The sequence below is a fragment of the Bartonella sp. W8122 genome (genome assembly GCF_016102485.1).
Taxonomy (GTDB): Bacteria; Pseudomonadota; Alphaproteobacteria; order Rhizobiales; family Rhizobiaceae; genus Bartonella; species Bartonella apihabitans.
In genome coordinates this window covers 707,823-730,075 of the sequence record NZ_JACFOO010000001.1, presented here as the reverse complement: position 1 = coordinate 730,075, position 22,253 = coordinate 707,823, and the positions used below count along the sequence as shown (strand labels likewise).

Genomic DNA, 22,253 nt, shown 5'->3' with positions numbered 1-22,253 from the left:
AAGCGATGCAGGCGAAAAAGTCGGTTTCAATAATCGGAGGCGGTATTGTCGGCGTCGCTACGGCTGCCATTCTTTCTGAAAACGGATATGACGTTACCGTCATCGACAGAAGCGGGATATGTGAAGAAACAAGTGCAGGAAATGCGGGGGCATTTGCCTTTACGGACGTATTACCGATTGCGTCAAAAGGCATATTAAGAAAACTACCCGGATGGATGATGGATCCCTTGGGACCTTTCACAATCCGTCCGACATACTTGCCAAAACTTATGCCTTGGTTCATTCGTTTCTTGAAGGCAAGCCGAAAAAAAGCCCAATTGGAAACCATCAAAGCGCAAGTAGCAATCATGCGCCTTGCAGAGAAAGAAATGATGGGCTTGCTCGCCCGAGCCGAACTTTTGAACGAACTCGGAACCGAAGGTGAACTTGAGGTTTACGAAAGCGAAAAAGAATTTCAGGCAGCACTTCCTAGTTGGAATTGGCGTGAAAGTTTCGGCATAAAAGTACGCCATATCGATTCTGACGAATTGCACAATATGGTTCCCGGCCTTTCGAAACAATTTGTAAAAGCTTCCTATGTTCCTTCCTGGCGCAATGTGAAGGACCCGAAATTGTTCGGTAAAGCCCTGTGGTCCTATGCGAGCGGACTGGGCGCAAAATTTATCAAATTGCCGGTTCTTGATCTATCCCAAGACGAAGGCGGCGTTACACTGACAACCAACTCTGAAAAAATCCGAAGCGATTTTGTGGTTGTTGCTTGTGGTGCGTGGTCAAATACATTTGCGCGGTCTCTCGGCGATAATATACCGCTTGATACCGAACGCGGTTATAATACGACATTACCGGTTGATAGTCTCAAGCTTCAACATCAGGTAACCTTTGGTGGTCATGGTTTTGTTGTTGTTCCGCTCAGTACCGGAATAAGAGTTGGCGGGGCAGTTGAAATGGGCGGACTTGATCTGCCTCCCAATTATAAACGCTCCCAAGCCATGCTGAAAAAAGCGAAGGAATTTTTCCCCGATTTGAAGCTCGAAAACGGGGTGGAATGGATGGGGTATCGGCCGTCGATCCCCGATGGTTTACCGGTTATCGATTATGCGAAAAACAGCCGGCGAATATTATATGCTTTCGGTCATGGCCATCTTGGCTTGACACAATCGGCAGCGACCGCCCGTCTCATACACAATCTCATTGAACATAAAGAGCCTGCTCTTTCAATTTATCCATTTCGTGCCGGGAGGTTTTGACATGGCGAAATATTCGTTTTTCTGTATTGATGGTCATACATGTGGTAATCCTGTTCGTCTGGTTGCCGGTGGCGGTCCGCTTCTGCAAGGCAACACCATGATGGAAAAACGCCTGCATTTTTTACGTGAATACGACTGGATCAGAACCGGTTTGATGTTTGAACCGCGCGGGCATGATATGATGTCCGGCTCTATTCTTTATCCGTCAACACGCGATGATTGTGATATCGGCGTTCTCTATATCGAAACTTCCGGATGTTTGCCCATGTGCGGACATGGCACAATCGGAACCGTTACAATGGCCATCGAATATGGACTTATTACGCCGCGCATTCCGGGAAAACTCAGTCTGGATACTCCTGCTGGAAAAGTCGACATTACATATGAGCAAAATGGCCCTTATGTGGAAAAAGTTCGCCTGACAAATGTGCCTGCTTTCCTTTACAAACGGGACCTTGAGGTCGAATGTCCGGACTTGGGCCTTCTTAAAGTGGATGTCGCTTATGGTGGTAATTTTTACGCCATTGTCGAACCACAAGAAAATTATACCGATATGGCCGACTATAATGCGTTGCAGCTTATCGCATGGAGTCCTGTATTGCGGAAAAGACTGAATGAACTCTACAGCTTCCAGCATCCGCAAAAACCCGAAATCAATGTCTTGAGCCATATTATGTGGACAGGAAAACCGACAAAGCCCGGAGCCAATGGACGCAATGCTGTGTTTTACGGCGATAAAGCCATTGACCGCTCGCCTTGCGGGACCGGAACCTCGGCACGAATGGCACAACTCACAGCCAAGGGAATTCTGAAAGCCGGTGATAATTTTGTCCATGAATCAATCATCGGTTCTATTTTTGAAGGCCGTGTTGAAAAATTGACCGATGTAGAGGGGCTTCCGGCCATTATTCCATCCGTTGCGGGATGGGCCAGAATGACAGGCTTCAACACCATATTTATCGACGATCGTGATCCATATAAGCATGGTTTCGTCGTTAAATAAGCATAGAAATAATTACGAAGAACCATGTTTAAAACAGTTGCTCCAGCGGCTTTATACGCTGGAGCAAAAAATTTATTGGGCTGTTTTTTTCTTAACCTCGTCAAAACCGGTGCGTTTGATTTCGCCCCATGAAGTTTTTCCCGAAAAATATTCTCCGGCGGCTTTTATCCGCCAGAATGTATTGATTTGACGATAGCCGAAACATTCAATGATTGAAGATAGAAAAAGAATAAATATGTATTTTGCTTTACGCAAAAAACCGAGATGCATTTGTTCAAGCGATATTGAAAACAAGCTGACGAATATTCCATACATAAACGCCATAAAAATGAACGAGAGTAAAAACTCGAACGTCATGGCTTTGAAATAAAAGACAATCGGAAAAAGAATATAGCTGAATAGTTCCAGCAGTGGATTTACAACATCAATAACAAACACCATCGGCATGCCGACAAAACCGATGCGTCCATAGCGTCTGTTGAACATAATGTCCTGATGGCGAAAATAAACTTCCAAAGCGCCTCTTTGCCAACGCGTGCGTTGTTTGGCAAGAACAGAAAGACTTTCCGGCGCTTCCGTCCAGCAAACAGCATCGGGCACAAAAGTAATACGATAATCGCGTTTGTTTTCCAGCATATATCGATGTAGCTTGATCACCAAATCAAAATCTTCGCCGACGGATCCCCGCGTATAACCGCCAACAGCCATAACCTCACGTCGGCTAAAGACGCCGAAAGCACCCGATATCAATGTTAAACAATTGACGTAACTCCACGCCACACGAGCCATTAAAAACGCGCGCAAATATTCCAGAATTTGAAAATAAACAAGAAAATTGAAGCGTATGGCAACGCGCGTCAATCGGCCGGAACTGATTTTGGAGCCATTGGCTATCATTACGCTCCCACCCACTGCAACTGTGCGCGCCGGATCGTCAATAAAAGGCTGGACCATGCGCAAAAGACCATCCGGCTCCAGAATAGTATCGGCATCCACCATGCAAAGAAGCGACATACGCGAAACGCTGATTCCGGCATTTTGCGCGTCTGCCTTGCCACCATTTTCTTTGTCGACGACGACAAGACGACCAAATTTTTTCGAAACATAAATATTACGGATGGGATTGAAAGCCAGAATTGTTTCATATTCTCTGTTGCTCTCTTCCAGTTCGAATTCTTTGATCAATTCGTCGAGCATGTTGTCTTTCGAGCCGTCATTAACGATGATGACCTCGAAAGCAGGATAGTCCAGCGAGATGAGAGAATAAACCGACTGGACAATGTTTTTCTCCTCATTATAAGCCGGAACGATGATCGAAATTGGCGGTGCAGTATCAAAATAACGGTGCCAAAGAAGACCATTCTTCGGCACCGAGGCACGACTGAAATAGGCATAAAGAGCCAAAAACAGCTGAACGAGCATGATAATGACCCACAAACTGAAAAAAACAAATATAATGGAAAATGTTACGGTAAAAAGCCAGAACTTTAGCGAGTCAATCATTCTATTTTCTCGCTCCTCAGAAAAAAAGCAGCTACCCTTTTTGCCCGTGGGCTTCCATTCTGTCTGGTATGTTCCAATATTTCGTGCCCACGATCTCCCGTCTTGAGTAATGCCTTGCCTGCCGCATAAAGTACCGGTAACGCATCATCATCCAGAAGATTTGCAAATACCTTGTTAAATTGTTCGATATCGATTTCCTCGTCATTCAACGAAACGGTTTCGTTATACCGGTCATCAGCCTTATCGTCTTCAGGTATTTTGAAAATTGGTTCTCTGTATTCTTTGGAAGAAGATAAATTGTTATTGCTCGCAATATTAATTTTTTGTGTCATTGCTAGCGATAAACTTTCAAAGCCGGCATTTTGGGCCAAGATATTAATTGCATCGCAGCGCATGAGCGGTGGCATAATTGTTAGACTGGCCACATTGGTCAGTTTTTCAACACGACTTTCATTTTCCACATCAGGTCTTAAATATTTACTTACGTTTGTTTTGGAGTTCGGCAGGCTTGAAACAACATCATAGAGCCACCATGGAGCATCATTCTCCATTAAAGCGATAGCCGAAGCGAGACGAACTTTTTGCGAAACATCCTTTAACCCGTCATGCAAAACTTGTTGAGCAGTTTTATCCGGAAACAATGCAAGAGTTTCGATAATTTGCACACGCTTCGAACGTAAAGAAAAACGCATTTTTTTGGCTAACACCTTAACCAAACCTGTTTGAATAAAATATTCTATGGCCAATTGATGCTTTTTTTTATCCGGAATAGCCCGGAAGTAAGGCACAAGACGCATAAGTTGCCGCGTTGAAAATTTCTTCTTCTGTTTTGAAGATATTTCGCCCTCTTCCAGACTATCCAAAAAGGTCTCGAATTTTTCTCTGAGTTTGATCATCTGCTTGCGGTTGTTGACCATCCTGAAATGAAAGACGATCATGACGACCAGCATCAACACTGCCAGGCAAGCATAAAAAAGGCCTATAAAAATTGCCCCCATTATCCATTGAATGTTAATGTTGATCATCAAAAACGCCGCGTCAAATTCAAACCATAAACCAAGCGATTATAAGCATTCGTACGCTGTTCCTTGGACAGGTTAGCACCAATTGTTAAGTCTTCTGTTATATCGAACGCGATATTTCCGAATATCGTCTTTGTCGGGATAAGAACATCACCTGACGATTCCAGAGTACTCGAATATCCTATATTAAAGTGAAACCGGTCGACAGGATTGGTCTCTGCGCGCAAAAGATAGCCTCCCGAATGTTTGTTCTTCTGGTCAAACACATTAATCCATTGGGCAAATATGGTCATACGATCTTTGAAGAAAGTCTGCCTCAAGCCGGGAGTTATAGTTTTGACAACGCCATTGTCATACCATTCGCTTTTGGTATCGAGTGTCGCTCCGAGCATGCCCACTTTTCCCAGTCTACCAATATTGCTGCTACCACCCGCGCGTAAAATATATCGTGCCAGAAAATCTGCATCCGGTGTGACAACCCCCGCCAAATAACCCCAAACAGCCGGTCGGAATTGATGGGCAATTGCAAGCTCGAACTGCTGGTCATCCATATTGAAACGATTGGAAAGACCTAACCGGCCAGTCAATATCGTTGCTTCTGACAATTGATAGGAAAGCGCCACGCCACCTTCCCGCCAGTTTTTATAAGGTGCAGTCAACTCGCTATAAGTACTATCAATGTCAAGACGCCACCGTTTACGGATAGGCCTTTGAATACGCTCGAGAGTTTCTCTATTGTCAGGAGCAATTATACGGGCCTGATCGTAATCATTAACGGCTTCCCGATCACGTAAAAGGCCACGTTTGGCATCCCCCCTGCCTAACCATGCCTGAAGATTTTTGCTGTTTTTCTCCAAAATGCGGTTATAGACTGTGATTGCCCGCTTATATTGATGTTCCGCCATATAAAGCGACGCGTCGGACAAAGCCACCTCTTCGTTTTCAGGGTAACGAAGCAACAATGCATCAATACGATGTCTGGCTAGCGCATAATCATTTTGCCAAAGCGCTACATTCACTTTGCCAAGCGAGGCTTCAAGAGCGTCTGGCGAAATTTCGAGAGCCTGATCAAATATCTTATCGGCTTCAGCAAATTTCTTCTGAAACGATAGAACATTGCCGAGCTTTATTAACAGATCAACATTTTGAGGCGTTAGGGATAAAGCCTGTCGATAAAGAGCTTCCGCATGGGCGAAGTTTTTTCCTGAAGCAACAATTTGCGCTGCTTGTTGAGCGAGATGATTACTCTCGACGAGCTGCGGGTTATCTTTTCCCGTTCCATTGGACGAATTGCCGGTACCGCCATGTTTGGCGATTTTGTTTTTTGAAGCGATCGCGCGTTCAATGTCTTTTAACAGGCTCGTCAATTCTTCATTGTCGGGTGACTGCGACAATGCCATTTCGCAAAGAGCTTTTGCTTTATCAAGTTCGCCTTTCCAATAGGCGATACGTGCCAAGCCCAAATTCGCATCAATGTAATCTGGTGCTATCATTAAAGCCCGACTAAAATTTTCTTTTGCCGCATCCAGATCTCCTAGCGCAAGAAGTGTGAGCCCCAATTGAACAAGGATATCCGCATTGTCCGGTTCGAGAGCTAAAGCAGCTTCAAAATGCTGTTTGGCAAGGTCAAAATGCTGGGCTTTCCGTTCATTGCTGCCAATTTCGTATAACTGCCCCACAGTTTTCTGTTCATTGTCCGAAACATCACTCAATGGTTCTCCAGACAGGTTTTCGTTCTTAATTTTATCTTCCGTCTGTGAAAATTTTATGGCAGCGTCTATGCGGAATTTGAAGTCGCGCGCAATTGAATTTTCCGGCTCTATCGCTATGACATGATTGACCATTTCCTTGGCTGCAAAGAAATCTCCTTGCCAATACAATATTGCGGCTTTTCCCAGTTGTGCCAAGCTCAGCGTTGGCGCTAAACGTAGAGCTTTTTCGAAATCTGCTTGAGCTTCCTCCACTTTGCCCATAGTGAGAAATATAAAACCGCGTTTGGCCAAATCACCAGCCACACTACGATCAGGAACATTTGACCGGATGGCGGCAGAAAGCCCGAGAAAATAATTGCTCGTCCGGTTTTCACTTATAGTGTCGGGTAAATTGTCTGATCCGGCATTTTTCTCAACTTTGTCATAATCTTTTTTGCCAAAGTGCAGATTTATTGATTTCAAATCATTTATGGATGGCGAACGGATAACGGAACTCGCTCTGGTCGTATGTTCAAGCTTTTTCTGAAAAACTATGGCATTCAATATTTCTGTTTGAAGCGACTTCACTTCCTCATTATCCGGCTTTAGTGCCAATATTTCTTCAGTGTAATGCTTTGCCTCTTCAAGATTGTTATGAGCGTAATCTATTTTTACCAAACCGGTTTTTGCCTCGATATCATCCGGAACCATTTCAAGGAGTTGACGAAATATCGGCTCGGCTTTGTCAAGCTCGCCGAGCCCCATGAAAGATAACCCCAATTCTCTTAAAATATCTGGATTGTCGGGTGATAAAGCAGAAGCTTTTTCCAGTTTTTCTATTGCTTCTTTATAATGACCCTGTTGTCGCGCTTGATAGCCCTGTTCAAAAAGAACTTTGACATCACTATTAATTAGAGAGCGGCTTTTAACTCCGGGTGGTGACGCTTTTTCCAATGGAATATCAAAATTCAAAGGCTTTCCATCAAGCGCCATGGATTTTGCATCTGCCAGTTTCTGATGGTTGCGAACTGGCCAAAACTTATCATTTGCCTGTGCTCCGGACGGCACCTGCGCAAATGCCGACGCGGTAAAATATACTCCTGAAGACGAAATAATCGTTATCAGCAGTCTGAAAAAAAGTTTATCTTCGCCTCTATGGCATGCCACTTAACCACCATGCTTCTCGTCAGAAAAAAATTACACTCGTGTTCTAACAAGAATTTTTTATTTGTATATATTGCGACCCACAAAATATGACCTAATTCTAAATAAATCTTTTATCTTGTTTTTCCAGAGATTGCTCTTAAAAACTTTTCGACTTGCTATGATTTCAAATCGGAATTGTCCTGAAAGACTATATCATAGGTTGATATTATTCTGGCATACCGTTGTAACCTCGGTCTTTAGTCATTGCCTCAATCAAAGAAGACCGTGAATTGCTAATCCGTTGAAACTGCTAAAAGCTTTGAAATACGGACTTAGCCGTAAAACAACGCCGCTTAAGTCTTCTGTCCGCTTGAGAAAGCTTATTTTGGCAGCGTCCGGTTGTTCGATATGGCCAAGTTGATAGACTGTTTTATCTCCTCCATTTGCAGTCCTTGCAAGAACAAGAAGAACAGATCCGTAATTCTGTTTGTTTGTTTCTTTCACAGGCGTGAAATAAAGTTTTGCCGGCCCGTTAACCGGTCCATTTTCCAACGCGACAGAAATTTTTGTATTGAATTTTTCCCCCCACATTAACCAGCGCGCAGAAATAGTATTTATTTCCGTTTCCTTGGTGCGGTAAATCATAACCGTAAAACTTCCCAGATCCTTGATACTTTCCAGAGCATTTTTCCCGTCATTGCTATTCTGTATCCAGTACGGAATGATGACATCAATTGGTCCGCCCCAGATTTCATGCATTTTTATAAGAGTTGCTGCCCAGTTAACCCACATTCTGGTTGGGTCTTCCGAATATTTCGGAACGGTATAAGGCTCTATGTCAAATTGCAGTCCCGACAACTTTGCATTTTCCGGAAGCCGTTTCTGGAATGCCGCTAAGGATTGAGTTCTTTGAAATGCGAGATCTTGACCTTTTCCGACAATCATATCCGCATCCCCTTCAACTGCATAAATATCAATCGATCTTTTATGCGCCTCACCAAGAAACTCGACGAGCTGTTCTTCATCGACAATGACATTATCCTGAATATCGACCTGAACAAAAAGCTTGTTGATATGATATTGTTGCGCCCAATCAAGTAAACCGGCGGGTGAGTGAAGCCAATTCTGTTTGTGCCAAACCCAGGTAGCGATTGAATTTTCACTCGTTGCAGTTTTAATCGTTATAGCGGCAATATCGAAATGTGCGGCCTCTTCAGGGCATTCGATTACGATTTTGCTACTGGTTTTTTCTGAAGATGGCAGTTCAAACAAATCGAAATCCGACCGATCATCAGTCTTTGATTGCTTTTCAGAATGAACAGGAAAAGTCTTTGCATCATCCGCTACAAAATTAGTTTTGTCTGCAAACCCCAATTTGAAACGACCGTCTGCTCTGCCACTTATGATAAAAGATGAATTGGTTGTTTGCGGAAAGCTTCCGAACGGGGCACTCAGAGCCACACCGGCATGCTCTTTTCCGGAATGACAAGTCAAACTTAGAATTCCATTTTTTTTCTGAACTCTAACGCGTCCTTCCGGCGAAAATAAAGACCAGTCCATCCAACTTAACAAATTATGATTTTGCCCTTCGGGTGTATCCTGATGTTCGGCATTTCCACTTTTTACTTTTGTGTCATTAGCAGCCGGCATTGGAGCGAATGTCAGAACTGTGTTTGACGGGAAAAACCGGTTTGCTTTATATTCACCTTCCAATTGGATTAAGGCCGGTTTTTGTTCGGATCTATCTATCGTTCCTACCCACGATAAATAAAAACCGGATGTGGTATCAATATGCGGGCAAGCACTATCTGTAGCCTCGTCGTCATTATCTGTCGCGCTATATAAACATAATGTATCGGACATCGCATTACTCACATGAAAGACCGACAAGAGAAGAGCCGATAAAGCCAATATCCATGTTGAATGGAGAAATCTTCCCATAACCTCGTTCCCCGAATTGTTGCTGATTTTTGTCTTGCAAACTATATAACAATGTCATTCAAGTTGAACAACCTTCTAAAAATTTTCCTCCTGAAAAACCAACAAATTCATGAAATAACTTTTATATTCAATATTTCAAAATGAAAAAAATTATAATAAATATATATTATTATTTATTCAAAAATAATTAGATAGCAAATTCAAGGAGAAATACTCCTTTAATAAATAGAATCAAATTTCTATCAAATATTATTAAATAACACTGTATTTTTATGTTTTATAAAGTTACCATGGTTTGGTGAGCAAAAGCAACATCCGATCTTTCGGAAACAATCTCATTTGCTTCACAGCAGCTTGTTTCCTCCTGCCATGGATTTCACAACCATCGGAGACAACAACTGCGTCAGTTATTCAAACAGAGCTGCTATTACTCATCACAACAACACTTGTTCTGCTATCGAGAGAGGATAGTTGGGGGCAAGCAGCTCGTCCCTGTGCGCCGGTTATTCTACAACCGGTTATACTTGATAGCAGAGAGAACTCTCATGCAATCCCGAATAAACGGTTCGCTTTGATGGTGGGTGCCGTCAGTGTCATTGACAAAAATGAAATGCCTTTTTCGATCAAAAAGCAGCAGCAAGCATGAGGGCGCATTTTCTTTATTTTAGAAAAATCCGTTATTGCGGGCAAACTTCCAATTTATCCAATTATCTATTTATCAGATCAGACAGTGTATCTGCCAGAGTTTGCTCTAAAGGTCTGAATTGAAGCCCCAGAATTTTCTCATATCTTTCACTGCTGAAATGCGTTCTATCATATTGGCTTGCCATCAAACGGACCGACGCCAATGATAATAAAATGGGCTTTCCTGTAAGCTTGCCATAAATTTCCTGCAAAACAGCAATGCAGTACAATAGCGGCATTGGTATGGTCTTGGTTGGCGTTTTGACATTGGCATAATGACCGATCATGGATACAAGGTCTTTCATATGAATGTGACGCCCTGCAACGAGATACCGTTCTCCAGACTTGCCCTTGAAGGTGACCATGATCAGGGCAGCAGCAACATCTCTTGCATCAACAACCGAAAAGGTCCCTGGAACAATAGCAGGCAACTTCCCGTTCATGACATCAAATGCAAGTTGTCCTGCCGAGGTAGGCCCCACATCCACCCCGGTAAAATATAATAGCAGTTCATCATCGGATGCCGAGCGGCAAATTCTCTCACTGATGATTTTGCTTCGATAGTAATCATCCGAATTTTCTATATTTCTATCACATGTTTCATCAATCAATGAGCCGGCCTCACCATCGAGAACTGCAATTGAGGAGACATGAACAAACTGTTTGACACCCGCTTTTAAGGCCGCTTCCAATAAGCATTTTGTACCATTAATGTTGATCTTTTCCAGATCGGCCCAATGGCTGCCGCCTTTATAATTATCGCGGAAAAATGCTGCGGTATGGAAAACGGTGTCGCAGCCATCCAGATGGATTTCAAAACTAGTGACATTGGTCATATCGCCTTGAATAATTTCAAGTTCATCATGAGGGGCGAATTGCTTGTTTGCCTTTTGTCGCGGCCGGACCAGTGCTTTGACATGATAGCCTTCGTCGATCAATTGGCGAACCAGATTATTGCCTAATAGTCCGGTGGCACCGGTTACGAAAACTGTTTTCTTCATCAACGATTCCAAATATCAAATGAAATGTCGGATGATATCTGGAATTTATAGTCAAACAGATAAAACCGCGCAAAACAAGATTGGAAAGCCAGCAAGAGACGCGCCAGAACCTTCTGGAGGCTGCACGCATGCTGTTTACAGAATTGGGCTACGAGGCAACCTCCATCAGAGGAATCTGCGATAAAGCGGGCTATTCACAAGGAGCCTTTTATTCCAATTTCAATGATAAGGACGAAGTTCTTCTAGAGCTTCTCGATCAGTATAAATCATTCGAGGCAAATTCACGAAAACAGCTCATTGATGATGCAGGGGGGAATTTTGAAAAAGCCCTGAATGACATGATCTTATGGTTTGAACGCAATGATCACAATATTTTCCACACAATTCTGTTCCTTGAAATGCAACTTCACGCTTTGCGCCATCCGGAATTTGTAAAAATTTATAACAATCTTATGGACGAACAAAAATCGTTCTATACGAAGCTCGTACAACACCTGTTTGTTATGAGAAATATAGCAGAGAGAACTCTCATGCAATCCTGAGTAAACGTTTCGCTTCTATGGCGGGAGCCGTCAGCGTCATTGACAAAAATGAAATGCCTTTTTCTGGTAATTTGACAATGGCACGTGCTTTGGAACAAACGCCCGGAGTTGTGGTTCAGAATTTTTTCGGAGGAAATGATCAACCCCGCATACAAATTCGTGGATCAGGCCTTCAGCAAAATCCGGTCGAGAGAGGTATCCTTGTTATGCGCGACGGCTTGCCACTCAACCGTGCCGATGGCTCATATATAGCCGGTTTAGCCAATCCGAGAGACGCCGAAACCCTTGAAATTTATCGTGGCTATATGGCCAACCGTATCGGCGCCACTGTATTGGGAGGCGCCATTAACAGTGTATCACCTACAGGAACGAGCGAACCGGGGGCAGTCTTATCGGGAAGTGGTGGAAGTTTCGGCCAATATAATTTTGGCGGGCAAGTCGGTTTTTCCGACGAAACGCGTGACGGCTTTTTTTCATTTGAACATAATAACCGGGAAGGCTTTCGGGATTACAATTCCTCTGACAGGACAGGCCTATCCGGCAATATCGGTTTTAGAGTAAATGATATCACGACAACGCGTTTTTTTGCCGGATACACCGATCTGGGTTTTGATGTTTCAGGACCAATTCCAAAATATGAAATAAAAAAACATCCGGAAATGAGCTGGTCGGGTCCTATAGTTACTCCACAAGGGGTTGTAAATCCGGGCCCCAATGTTTGGCGCGATCGGCCACGAAGGGATGCCAGCCAATATCTCATCGGCAACCGTTCAACAATCGAGCTCGGATCCCATATTTATGATATTGCTTTGGGCTATACAAATACGGAAGATATGTTTCGTTTTCCTATATCCGCCGGTGTCAGACAGAGCGATGGCGGTGATTTTACCGGACTATTCCGTTACGCATACACCCCTGATAAAAGCAATCCTTTGCCACTTGTAGAACTTGCCGGCAATTACACCAACGGTTCTATGGATCGCGATTATTATTTGAATTTTTCGGGCGGAAAGGGCGACAAATTCGGTGACAATAAATTAAAGTCAACGACAGTGTCATTTTTTGCCGGTATGAATATTCCTCTTTTTCAACGCTTTACTATTTCGCCATCACTCTCTTATGCTCATGCACGTCGTGACAATGACGACGAATGGCGGAAAAATACCCGGCCAACAATAGCATATAATCCTCGTATGCCGGATCGGCTTTTGCCGAACGGTGCAGTTCCTGCGGAAAATACAAGCTATAACCGTTCTTATTCGGGATTAAGTCCGGCTTTGGGCATTACCTATGCTCTCACCCAAAGACAAACTTTATACACTGCATTAAGCCGCAGCTTCGAGCCTCCGACGCATGATGATCTTCTCGCAACAGTTAACGGCACTCCGAACACCAGTGCCGGCCGTCCAAATCCTGCTATGCCCAATTTGAAGTCCAAAATGTTTGCAACACCCGATCTTGATGATCAAACAGCAACCACTCTGGAAGGCGGATGGCGAGGCAATTTTGAAGGCTATTCCTGGGATTTATCGACCTATTATTCATGGGTTAATGACGAATTACTGAGCTTGCGTGATGTCAGTGGAGCGCCGCTCGGTGCGGTTAACGCCGATAAAACCCGCCATTTTGGCATTGATGCTGCAATCGGCTGGGAAATCAACGCTTCGATAACAGCGCGTATTGCCTATACCTATCAACGCTTTACATTTCATGATGACCCGTTACGTCATAACAATTATCTTGCCGGTGCACCACGCAACATCATCAATACCATGATTCAATATCACCCGACCGAGCCGTGGATATGGCAGGGTAATATCCATTGGGTACCGACAAGAACACCCGTTGATAATATGAACACACTTTATTCGGATGATTACGTTGTTGTTGATTTGAGGAGCGAATATAGCCTTAACAAAAACCTTCGTATCTTCGGTGAAATAACGAATATTTTTAACGAAAAATATGCGTCATCCACCATTATTTCCGATCGCGCAACCCCTGATCAGGCGGCATTCCTCCCCGGGGAGGGAAGAGGTTTCTTTGCCGGAATAAAAGCAAAGTTTTGAAATTTTTAATTTGAGGGATAAACTCTTATTTAAAATTTAAATTTTAATCAAAATACCTGACCGTCCATTGTGTTATTTTTGGTCCGGTATTTGCCAATCGAGGTGGATGATGCTTACCCAAACACGCCGTCATTTTTTAATTGGTGCTTCACTTCTTCCCGTTGTTTGCGCATTTCCCGCCAATGTGGTTGCAGAAGAAAATAAACCCGTCATTTGGGGGCCTCCTGCCGGGCCATCTCTTGTTGCTGCTTATGCAGTAAAAACCGGCATGCTTGATCAACTCTTACCCGGTTGCCAATTCAAAGTCTGGAATAATCCCGACCAGATCAGAGCCGGACTCGGTTCCGGCTCAATCAATATGGCCATTTTGCCAAGTTATAGCGGCGCGAATTTATATAATAAAGGTCTTGGTGTAAGATTGGCAAATATTCTGACAGACGGGCTTCTTTATATCGTCGCACCGGAAGCATCCAATATAAAAACACTTCAGGATCTTGTCGGCAAAAAACTTGCTGTACCATTCAAAAAAGATATGCCCGACTATATTATGCAAGCAATTTTAAAGGCATATGACATCAAACCGAATGCAATCGACATACAATATACGGGGAGCCTCCCCGAAGCTATGCCGCTTCTCATGATCGGGCGGGTTGATGCAGCAGTTATTGTGGAGCCGGCTGCCTCGACCGTGATTTCCATGAGCTCTGTATCCCCGAAAAAAATTGTTCGTGCCCTCGATATTCAAAAGCTTTGGGAAAAAGTTTCGAAAACCGATGCCATTCCGCAAGCCGGCCTTGTTGTCGGCAAAGGTTTCGAAGGCGATGAGGGAAAGAAGAAAATAGAAGCGCTCAATGCATGTTTTTCAACTGCACTCGAAAAAATTAAAGCTGACCCCGAAAAAGCAGCCGAAGAGATCAGCGGTCTCCTTGATTTTCCGCCACATCTGATTGCAGCATCCGTCGCTTTCAGTCATCTTGTTGTTCATAGCGCAAGCGAAGTCAAACCGGCGCTGGAAACATTTTTCAATGTTCTTATTGAACAAAATTCCGCAATTATGGGCGGAAAACTGCCTGATGACGGATTTTATGCCTGATGCGTTTCCATAAGACCATTTCCCATCTTGTGTCGCTTGGAAACTATTTCTGGGGAGGCTTTGCAGGGCTTGCCGGTTGCTTCTGTTTTTTTGCCTTCTGGCAATTGGCCCATGAACTTTATGGCAGTTATGTGCTCCCCTCTCCGCAACAAACTTTGCAAGCTATGATCTTGCTTGTCCAAACGGATAAATTTGTCGAGATGGCGAAAGTGACGGCCGAACGTTCATTTATAGGCTTTATCATTGCTGCTTCGATCGGAATTGTCGGTGGCGTATTGTGCGGTTTTTCATTTGCCGCAATTCGCCTGATGCGGCCGATCATTATTATTCTTCTCGGTGTGCCGCCAATAGGTTGGATTGTGCTTGCGCTCATCTGGTTTGAAAATGGTGGCGGCTCGGTTATTATGACAATTGCTGTTGCGTCCTTCCCTCTCATATTTATCAATAGCGTTCAGGCAATTGCCACACGCGACCGCTCGCTCGACGATATGGCGCGTGCTTTTAACATCGGCATATTCAAACGATTTCGCACAATCACATTTCCGCAAATGGTGTCCTATATTTTTCCGGCCTTGTCGCTTTCGGCCGGAAGTGCCTGGAAAGTCGCCGTAATGGCCGAACTTTTAAGCTATTCCGGCGGGCTTGGGGGCCTCCTTTTTGAAGCGCGCAGCACTTTTGATGTTCCTGAAGTAACGGCCATTATTATGATCATTGTGTGTTTTGCCCTGATAACGGAATTCGGTATTATTCATCCGATACGGGAATTTTTTGAAAGCTGGCGACATGCATCCGAGCCTTGGGGCGTTAAAAAATGAGAATTGAAATGCAGGATATCGCGTTTTCTTATCTTGGAAGACGCATTCTTGAAAACGTCAATATCCACGTCAATGACCACGAAACGCTGGTTATTCTCGGTGCGTCGGGTGCCGGAAAAACCACAATATTGCAGATTGCTGCAGGCTTGTTGACGCCTAACAAAGGCCAAATCAGAAAAACTTATCGCCAACAGGCAATTGTTTTTCAGGAACCGAGATTGCTCCCTTGGAAAACAACTTATGAAAATATTGCTTATGGTTTGAAAAATTCACACCGACCATCCGGAAAAAAAGATTTCATTTCCGATTGTGCAAAAAAAGTCGGTTTAAAAATAACCGATCTTGAAAAATATCCGGCCGCCTTATCGGGCGGCATGCGCCAGCGCGCAGCCGTTGCGCGCGCACTTGCTGTTGATCCCGATATTATCTTTTTTGACGAGCCGTTTTCAGCAGTCGATATCGGCCTCAGGCGTAACCTTCAGGACATTGTTATTGAAGAGGCAAAAGGTCAGGGTTTTTCATCATTGTTTGTTACCCACGACCTTCACGAAGCACTGCGCATTGCTCACCGTTTGTTACTGGTCGGTGGCGATCCTGCAACTATTGTCGCTGAAAGACATGTCGAAGGTGAACCGGGAAAGCGAAGCGAACGGGAAATATTCGACATGAGCGAACAATTCGCCAAAGATCGGGATTTTTACGACCTTCTTTATAGAGACAGGGATTAACGCAATGGGGCTTGGCAAAAAGATAAAAGCAGTCATTGCTCATAATCCCTTTTTTACCGAAGGCGTATTTTTATTCTTTCCGGTATCGGCCACTTACGCTCTACTCATGCCGTTTATCTGGGTAATTGTCTATCAACTCGACTATCCCGGTACACGCTATATTTTCCCTCAGCAATGGCATGCGCACGAGATGATTTTCGGCTTTTATTCGGCGGCTCTTGCCGGATTTTTATGTTCCGCCGTTGCCGAATGGACAGAAACAAAGCCGTTAAATGGCATGAGACTTTTCTTGCTGCTTTTATTATGGCTTCCCGGTCGCATTGTCGGTTTTTTGGGTTCGGATTACCTGATGGTCATCGGCAGTGTATTTGATTTCGCTTTTCTGGCACTTATGATCTTATATGTCGGCTTGCCAATTCTTTCGAAAAGAAAATGGAAAAGCTTGTCATTTTTGCTATGGCTTATTGTTCTTTTTACACTTGAAATTGTATTGAAAATTTTATGGTGGCGCGAAGAAACGGAACTATCGTCCCGCATATTGTGGACGATTATCGCTGTTTTTGTTGTTCTATTTTCCTTGGCAATCTCGCGCATCAACACTGTGGTCACCAATCTTTCATTGGATCCTTCAGGTGAAACAAGCCCTTATCGCCCGCATCCGGGCAGACGCAATCTATCTGCATTTTTGACAGTCTTATATGCTCTCTCGATGCTTTTTCTGCCGTCTTCACAAATGCAATATTATCTCGCTTTTGCTGCCAGTGCCGGTTTTATGGACAGAACTGGGGAATGGTTTATCGGCAAGGCTGCATTAAAAGCAGAAGTCTTATGCCTAGCGCTTGCCAATGTCAGCGCGGCAATCGGTTTTTTTCTTATCGGTCTTTCGGGCTTTAACGAAAGCATACCAATTTATGCGGGCTTACATATATTGACCATTGCGACATTGGGGCTTGGCGTGATGGGTGTTTTTACAATTGCCGGTTTACGTCATTCAGGACGAAAATTAATACCGATCCCCTGGCAATCAAAAGCGGCTATCGCATTTATTATACTCGCCGCCGCCATGCGCGTCCTACCGGAAATAACCGATCTCTTCGCTATCGGCAGTTACCATTATGCATGGGCCGCTATTTTCTGGTCTTTGGCTTTCTTCCTCTGGCTATGGGGATATCTGCCGCTCCTTGGACATCCTGTAAATAACTGACCTATATATCGGCTATTTAACTTGATAGACATTCATAAAACCCACGCGTCGAGATAAAGCAATCGACGACATAAAACTTGAAAAATAATGGCCAATATAAAAAAGTATTTATAAAAAAAATTTATATTCAATATATATTTATATGTTTTATTTTAATTAAAATTAATAAATGATAAGATTAATCATCATTAAAAAATAAATATTAAAATAAATATATTACATGTAAAAGATTTTTATTTATTAAATTGAATGAAAAGAAATATAAAATAAACACAAAATAAGAAATTTTTGATCCATCCAACAGATTTTGAGAGCAAAACTAAAATTATCAGTTAAATGCGTTGCAAAAATATGCCTGGTGCCGCATACTGGCAGTACACTTCTTTATAACGCATTGTAAATATTATTATTTTTCCGTTTTCTTTTTTTAAAATGTGTTACATTTTGTGTTACATTTTTGGCTAATTTTTCAATATCTTAAAAATTAAAAAATAAAAAACATAATAAAAACAAATACTTACATGATTTTTATTGGTGCCGCATGCCGGAATCGAACCAGCGACCCCATCATTACGAATGACGTGCTCTACCAACTGAGCTAATGCGGCACAGATTCTTGTCTTCAAGACAGAACCGGTATCGGGTGATAGCCAAAAGATCGTCTGAAAGCAAGCGCCCAATTTTATCTTTCGGTAATTTTCGTTATTAACCGGCAACGCAATGTCAAAACACAAGCTTTTTTTAAAATCATCAACAATAGAATTGGTTTGCCTATTTTTCACCTGATGCTTATTCTAGATCTAAATATTTTTAGTTTGAGGAGAAATTTTTTTGGCTAGTGCCGAGCAAGCCATCCGCAATGCATTGCTTAGAATTGACGCCAGCAATGTTGCTCAAAGGCGGCAGATTTATGAATCTGCATGGAACGCCCACGAGCGTGCATTGTTGGCGCAACATGATTTGAGCAACGAGAGCCGTACCAAGCGGCGTGATGCATTGATGCAAATTATCCGGAACATAGAACGGGACTATATTGTTCAGGCTCCCGAAGAAAAAACGCAATACTATAATGAACTCGCTGCAGAAGGCCCTGAAGAACAGATAAAAATAGAAGTAAACGGGGCGACAAATTTCGATAACCGGAGTTTGCATCGGGCTAGAACAAGACGGCGTTCCAAAATTCTGCTGATTGTTGCTCCATCGATTCTTGCAATTATTATGGTTTTAGGCTTCACCGCGTGGTCGTTTTTTAACAGTTTTTCAGGCCGTGCTCTTGTTGAACGTCAAAAGGAAGCGGCTGAGCAAAACCCGCGTTCCACGTTGATGCAACCTTTCCGTCAAGAAACCGAAACCAATGACGGTTGGATTAGATTTTTCCGTCCCGGCGATGCCTCGGCGCTCACAGTCTATGGCCGCACATCGGTCGATATACGTGATGACGCAGGAATACCATATACCCATATTTCGGCAAATAGCGAGCAAGATATTGTCGTTATCGAAATTGGCGCGGGTGTTTTATCCGGCTTACGCGGTAAAAAAGTACTCATTGATATCAACGCCAAAAGTGATGGAACAGAGCCAAGCCAAATGAGTATAACGTGTGATCTCGGCAATAATGCCGACTGTGGAAGGCGGCGTTTTGAAGTTCCGACAAATCGGAATGACCTATTGTTTGACCTAACAATACCGGCCGAAGGATCAGGTTCTGCAAAACTTTATTTGACAAGCGACCTTATGGGTGAAGGTCATGGCATTGATATTTATGGTATGAAAATCAAAGCAACAGATTGAGATTTATGGCACAAGAACCGATAGCAGTAGATGAAACATTGATTGAAGCCGTTGTGCGCACATTTTACGCGCGGATCAGAAAAGATTATATGTTGGGTCCTATTTTTGAAGAGCATATTCACGATTGGGAGCCCCATTTACAAAATATGTTCGCCTTCTGGTCTTCGGTCATGTTGCATACCAACCGTTATAACGGACGCCCTATGCCCAAGCATGTCGTTTTACCGATTGATGCTGCGCATTTCGACCATTGGCTCGAAATTTTCAAAAATACTGTTGAAGAACTTTGCGTGAGGGTAGATGCCGAATTGTTCATGAAAAAAGCAACCCAGATCGCCCACAGTCTCGAGTTGGGCCTTGCCTTCAACAATAAGGTTCTTTTACAACCCGGCGAACGCTATATCAGAAATAAGGATCACGCATTGTGATTGAAAAAGATCGTCTTACCGAGGTCGAAATCAAACTTGCCGAACAAGAGCGATTTGTCGACGAGCTTTCTACTGTTCTCGCTGAACAATGGAAAACAATCGACCTTATGGATAAAAAATTAAAAGCACTAACCAAACGCTTTCTGGAACTTGAAGAACAAAGCCAGCCTGACATTCCTGTCACCCGACCACCGCATTGGTGAAATTGTTCAACAGTTCTTGCTCGAAAAATATTGATACTGAAAAATCTGGAAACAGCGCGTTTATCCCGACCATATTAAATATTCGCCGTCACGTTTTTATTGGCGTGAATTTAGTTTTTAATATGGTTCAGAATAATCCGGTTATTTGCCAAAAATTATTACAGAGCTTTCGCCTGCTATTTTTGACCGGAAAATGTCAGGACATATTTGCCAATATCCCGGCGTCCTATATTCCAAACGCCGATAAATTCATGAATTGCTCCGATAGGTTATGCACAATCAGCCTCGTGGAACGGGGCAAGAAACACCGGTTCCCTTTAGTCCACAATAGCCATTAGGGTTTTTTGCGAGATATTGCTGGTGATAACCTTCGGCAAAATAGAATGGCCCTTCTAACGCAATTTCCGTTGTAATCGGCCCCAATCCCTTGGATTGAAGTGCCTTTTCAAATTGCGCTTTGCTTTTTTTTGCAATTTCCAGATCATGTTCATTGGAAAGATAGAGAGCCGAACGGTAATTATTGCCGATGTCGTTTCCCTGTCGCATGCCTTGTGTGGGATCATGTTGTTCCCAGAAAGTTTTCAATATTTCATTGAGAGGCAGTATCTTCGGATCATAGACGACGAGTACCGCTTCTGCATGTCCGGTTTTACCAGTACAAACTTCTTCATAAGTCGGGTTTGGTGTGAAGCCACCGGTGTAACCGGCAGCCGTCACATAAACGCCCGGCATTTTCCAGAACAGCCGTTCAACACCCCAGAAACAGCCCATTGCAACAATAATATGATGCATATTTTCAGGATAAGGGCCATTCAGATTGTGGCCGTTGACGAAATGTTTTTCCGAGGTTTCGATTGGTTCACTTCTGCCGACAAGTGCATTTTCTTTTTTCGGCATAGTGAGTTTTTCCGAAAGCGACAAAATATCAAACATTTTCTTCACCACAACCTGTCTTTTCCAAAACGGCCTCACGATCATATCCAACACTATAAAACACCAACGCAAAAGCTCCAGAAATGATCCATGTTGGACAAAGAGTGATCATTCTAGCAGCTATGGATAGATATGGAGGTGAAAGATGCGCAATAAAGTTATCAAATTCCTGTGCGCTCAAACTAAATATAAACGATAGTGCAGACCGGGCCGGCGTAAACACAATTTGGGATGCACCGACCGAACGGGCCGCGTCGATAACAAGCGCTATAATCGTTATCACCAGAAATATAAACGACACAAAACGAAATAATCGACGCATTAAACGCACAGAAATAATCCTTGACTGACGATGATTTTTGTTCAAACGAACAAAATCTGATTACCATTAAAACCGTAGAGCATGGCTAATCCGGTTTTCATCATAAGGTCAGTTATAATCAGACAGGCTCCCGTTTGTCGATAAGCTTGTCGGGGTGGGCAAAATCGATAAATTTTTGTCTGTCGGTAAAGACTATTCGTGATCCGTCAACATTGACACCATGTTTTGCGATGGTTGCAAAAGCGCGTGAAAGATTTTCAGGAGTCATGCCAAGTTTGTAGGCAAGAAGTTTTTTCTCGAACGGAATATCAATATAATTGGCCTCGACCTGTGTATCGGCTTCGGCCAAAATCCAGTTTGCCAGCCGTTCACTACCATTTCTCAATTTCTGGTTTTTCAATTCCTTGATGGTCGTACGATAGCGACGTGAAAGCTCGCGAACAACCGCATGCATGAAAGCAGTATCATTGTCGATAGCCTCCCTGAAACGGGCTGACGGAATCATCAGCACCTCTGCTTCGGTTAGTGTCCGCGCTGACTGTAGACAAACATCATCATTCAAAATTGCCGCGAGAATGAAGAGACTTACCGGCTGGATAATATCAAGAATCGTTATACGCCCATGACTGGTCGCATACATCTCGACCTGACCATCGACCAATATGTAGAGAAAATCCTGCATGGTGTTTTCATTGACGAGAACCACCCCCGGAGGAAAACGTTGGAAAAAACCCGGGCCAATTAAAGAATCGAATGTTTTGTCACTCGCTTGCGAAAAAATATCGAGATTTTGAATTTTTAACCGATCTTCTGATCTCATATTGTTCCTCTAATTAACATTTTTATTTTTTGCCTTAGCATCTATCAAGTGTAGTAGAGCAATATTT

20 protein-coding genes and 1 tRNA gene are annotated in these 22,253 nt (G+C 43.3%); 12 read left to right on the top strand and 9 right to left on the bottom strand.

From position 1 onward, the window contains the following. Positions 1-5 precede the first annotated feature (5 nt). Positions 6-1,247, top strand: a complete 1,242-nt coding sequence (locus tag H3S83_RS03210) for an FAD-binding oxidoreductase (protein WP_198238895.1) — start codon at positions 6-8, stop codon at positions 1,245-1,247. Position 1,248: 1 nt separating this feature from the next. Beyond that, positions 1,249-2,250 carry a 4-hydroxyproline epimerase gene (locus tag H3S83_RS03205; RefSeq protein WP_198225301.1) on the top strand — a complete coding sequence of 334 codons (1,002 nt, stop codon included), beginning with the start codon at positions 1,249-1,251 and terminating at the stop codon, positions 2,248-2,250. A 72-nt stretch (positions 2,251-2,322) separates the two neighbouring features. Here the strand turns inward: H3S83_RS03205 and H3S83_RS03200 are convergent, their stop codons facing one another. The 4 genes from H3S83_RS03200 to H3S83_RS03185 all read right to left on the bottom strand — a co-directional run bounded on the left by H3S83_RS03200 (position 2,323) and on the right by H3S83_RS03185 (position 9,553). After that, positions 2,323-3,753 carry a glycosyltransferase family 2 protein gene (locus tag H3S83_RS03200; RefSeq protein WP_078039010.1) on the bottom strand — a complete coding sequence of 477 codons (1,431 nt, stop codon included), beginning with the start codon at positions 3,751-3,753 and terminating at the stop codon, positions 2,323-2,325. Next, complete coding sequence (locus H3S83_RS03195) at positions 3,750-4,778, bottom strand: HEAT repeat domain-containing protein (protein ID WP_198238272.1); 1,029 nt, start codon at positions 4,776-4,778, stop codon at positions 3,750-3,752. The genes H3S83_RS03200 and H3S83_RS03195 overlap by 4 nt, the downstream gene beginning before the upstream one ends. Next, positions 4,778-7,633: a tetratricopeptide repeat protein gene (locus H3S83_RS03190; protein ID WP_198238894.1), complete on the bottom strand. Its 2,856-nt coding sequence runs from the start codon at positions 7,631-7,633 to the stop codon at positions 4,778-4,780. Before H3S83_RS03190 ends, H3S83_RS03195 begins: the two co-directional genes overlap by 1 nt. 252 nt (positions 7,634-7,885) lie before the next feature. Beyond that, on the bottom strand, positions 7,886-9,553 hold the full coding sequence (locus H3S83_RS03185; RefSeq protein ID WP_198238893.1) for a hypothetical protein: 1,668 nt from the start codon (positions 9,551-9,553) through the stop codon (positions 7,886-7,888). Between the two features lie 298 nt (positions 9,554-9,851). Between H3S83_RS03185 and H3S83_RS03180 the strand changes: the two genes are divergently transcribed. Continuing rightward, a complete protein-coding gene (locus H3S83_RS03180) occupies positions 9,852-10,199 on the top strand; it encodes a hypothetical protein (RefSeq protein ID WP_198238892.1) in 348 nt (115 codons plus the stop codon). A gap of 61 nt (positions 10,200-10,260) precedes the next feature. Here the strand turns inward: H3S83_RS03180 and H3S83_RS03175 are convergent, their stop codons facing one another. After that, entirely contained in the window at positions 10,261-11,238 is a 978-nt protein-coding gene (locus H3S83_RS03175) for an SDR family oxidoreductase (protein WP_198238891.1), read from the bottom strand. 80 nt (positions 11,239-11,318) lie between these two features. Here H3S83_RS03175 and H3S83_RS03170 point away from each other — a divergent pair, with 80 nt between their 5' ends. The 6 genes from H3S83_RS03170 (at position 11,319) to H3S83_RS03145 (ending at position 17,689) form a co-directional block, all read left to right on the top strand. Beyond that, positions 11,319-11,780 (top strand): TetR/AcrR family transcriptional regulator, encoded by a 462-nt coding sequence (locus H3S83_RS03170; RefSeq protein WP_255520563.1) that lies wholly within the window; start codon positions 11,319-11,321, stop codon positions 11,778-11,780. A gap of 17 nt (positions 11,781-11,797) precedes the next feature. Next, entirely contained in the window at positions 11,798-13,849 is a 2,052-nt protein-coding gene (locus H3S83_RS03165; RefSeq protein WP_198238889.1) for a TonB-dependent receptor, read from the top strand. A 106-nt stretch (positions 13,850-13,955) separates the two neighbouring features. Continuing rightward, positions 13,956-14,942: an ABC transporter substrate-binding protein gene (locus H3S83_RS03160; RefSeq protein ID WP_198238888.1), complete on the top strand. Its 987-nt coding sequence runs from the start codon at positions 13,956-13,958 to the stop codon at positions 14,940-14,942. Beyond that, positions 14,942-15,757: an ABC transporter permease gene (locus H3S83_RS03155; RefSeq protein WP_198238887.1), complete on the top strand. Its 816-nt coding sequence runs from the start codon at positions 14,942-14,944 to the stop codon at positions 15,755-15,757. Before H3S83_RS03160 ends, H3S83_RS03155 begins: the two co-directional genes overlap by 1 nt. Beyond that, complete coding sequence (locus H3S83_RS03150; RefSeq protein ID WP_198238886.1) at positions 15,754-16,485, top strand: ATP-binding cassette domain-containing protein; 732 nt, start codon at positions 15,754-15,756, stop codon at positions 16,483-16,485. Before H3S83_RS03155 ends, H3S83_RS03150 begins: the two co-directional genes overlap by 4 nt. A gap of 4 nt (positions 16,486-16,489) precedes the next feature. Beyond that, entirely contained in the window at positions 16,490-17,689 is a 1,200-nt protein-coding gene (locus H3S83_RS03145; protein ID WP_198238885.1) for an NnrS family protein, read from the top strand. A 532-nt stretch (positions 17,690-18,221) separates the two neighbouring features. Here the strand turns inward: H3S83_RS03145 and H3S83_RS03140 are convergent. After that, positions 18,222-18,297 (bottom strand) — tRNA-Thr (locus H3S83_RS03140). 223 nt (positions 18,298-18,520) lie between these two features. Here H3S83_RS03140 and H3S83_RS03135 point away from each other — a divergent pair. The 3 genes from H3S83_RS03135 to H3S83_RS03125 are packed head-to-tail and all read left to right on the top strand — an operon-like array spanning position 18,521 to position 20,111. Then, positions 18,521-19,480, top strand: coding sequence for a hypothetical protein (locus H3S83_RS03135; protein ID WP_198238884.1), 960 nt, complete (start codon positions 18,521-18,523; stop codon positions 19,478-19,480). A 5-nt stretch (positions 19,481-19,485) separates the two neighbouring features. Next, complete coding sequence (locus H3S83_RS03130; RefSeq protein WP_078038999.1) at positions 19,486-19,908, top strand: group III truncated hemoglobin; 423 nt, start codon at positions 19,486-19,488, stop codon at positions 19,906-19,908. Further along, on the top strand, positions 19,908-20,111 hold the full coding sequence (locus H3S83_RS03125; protein ID WP_370541360.1) for a SlyX family protein: 204 nt from the start codon (positions 19,908-19,910) through the stop codon (positions 20,109-20,111). The genes H3S83_RS03130 and H3S83_RS03125 overlap by 1 nt, the downstream gene beginning before the upstream one ends. 279 nt (positions 20,112-20,390) lie before the next feature. Here the strand turns inward: H3S83_RS03125 and msrA are convergent, their stop codons facing one another. From msrA to H3S83_RS03110, 3 genes are all read right to left on the bottom strand, one after another. Next, positions 20,391-21,044, bottom strand: coding sequence for a peptide-methionine (S)-S-oxide reductase MsrA (gene msrA, locus H3S83_RS03120; protein ID WP_198238882.1), 654 nt, complete (start codon positions 21,042-21,044; stop codon positions 20,391-20,393). Then, positions 21,037-21,375 (bottom strand): hypothetical protein, encoded by a 339-nt coding sequence (locus H3S83_RS03115; RefSeq protein ID WP_198238881.1) that lies wholly within the window; start codon positions 21,373-21,375, stop codon positions 21,037-21,039. Before H3S83_RS03115 ends, msrA begins: the two co-directional genes overlap by 8 nt. 109 nt (positions 21,376-21,484) lie before the next feature. Continuing rightward, complete coding sequence (locus H3S83_RS03110; protein ID WP_198238880.1) at positions 21,485-22,186, bottom strand: cyclic nucleotide-binding domain-containing protein; 702 nt, start codon at positions 22,184-22,186, stop codon at positions 21,485-21,487. Between the last annotated feature and the right edge of the window lie 67 nt (positions 22,187-22,253).

Coding starts and splice junctions, on each gene's coding strand:
- H3S83_RS03150 (WP_198238886.1), top strand. CDS start 15,754: ATGAGAATTGAAATGCAGGATATCGCGTTTTCTTATCTTGGAAGACGC.
- H3S83_RS03110 (WP_198238880.1), bottom strand. CDS start 22,186: ATGAGATCAGAAGATCGGTTAAAAATTCAAAATCTCGATATTTTTTCG.
- msrA (WP_198238882.1), bottom strand. CDS start 21,044: ATGTTTGATATTTTGTCGCTTTCGGAAAAACTCACTATGCCGAAAAAA.
- H3S83_RS03200 (WP_078039010.1), bottom strand. CDS start 3,753: ATGATTGACTCGCTAAAGTTCTGGCTTTTTACCGTAACATTTTCCATT.
- H3S83_RS03160 (WP_198238888.1), top strand. CDS start 13,956: ATGATGCTTACCCAAACACGCCGTCATTTTTTAATTGGTGCTTCACTT.
- H3S83_RS03175 (WP_198238891.1), bottom strand. CDS start 11,238: ATGAAGAAAACAGTTTTCGTAACCGGTGCCACCGGACTATTAGGCAAT.
- H3S83_RS03210 (WP_198238895.1), top strand. CDS start 6: ATGCAGGCGAAAAAGTCGGTTTCAATAATCGGAGGCGGTATTGTCGGC.
- H3S83_RS03185 (WP_198238893.1), bottom strand. CDS start 9,553: ATGGGAAGATTTCTCCATTCAACATGGATATTGGCTTTATCGGCTCTT.
- H3S83_RS03165 (WP_198238889.1), top strand. CDS start 11,798: ATGGCGGGAGCCGTCAGCGTCATTGACAAAAATGAAATGCCTTTTTCT.
- H3S83_RS03205 (WP_198225301.1), top strand. CDS start 1,249: ATGGCGAAATATTCGTTTTTCTGTATTGATGGTCATACATGTGGTAAT.
- H3S83_RS03130 (WP_078038999.1), top strand. CDS start 19,486: ATGGCACAAGAACCGATAGCAGTAGATGAAACATTGATTGAAGCCGTT.
- H3S83_RS03145 (WP_198238885.1), top strand. CDS start 16,490: ATGGGGCTTGGCAAAAAGATAAAAGCAGTCATTGCTCATAATCCCTTT.
- H3S83_RS03195 (WP_198238272.1), bottom strand. CDS start 4,778: ATGATCAACATTAACATTCAATGGATAATGGGGGCAATTTTTATAGGC.
- H3S83_RS03155 (WP_198238887.1), top strand. CDS start 14,942: ATGCGTTTCCATAAGACCATTTCCCATCTTGTGTCGCTTGGAAACTAT.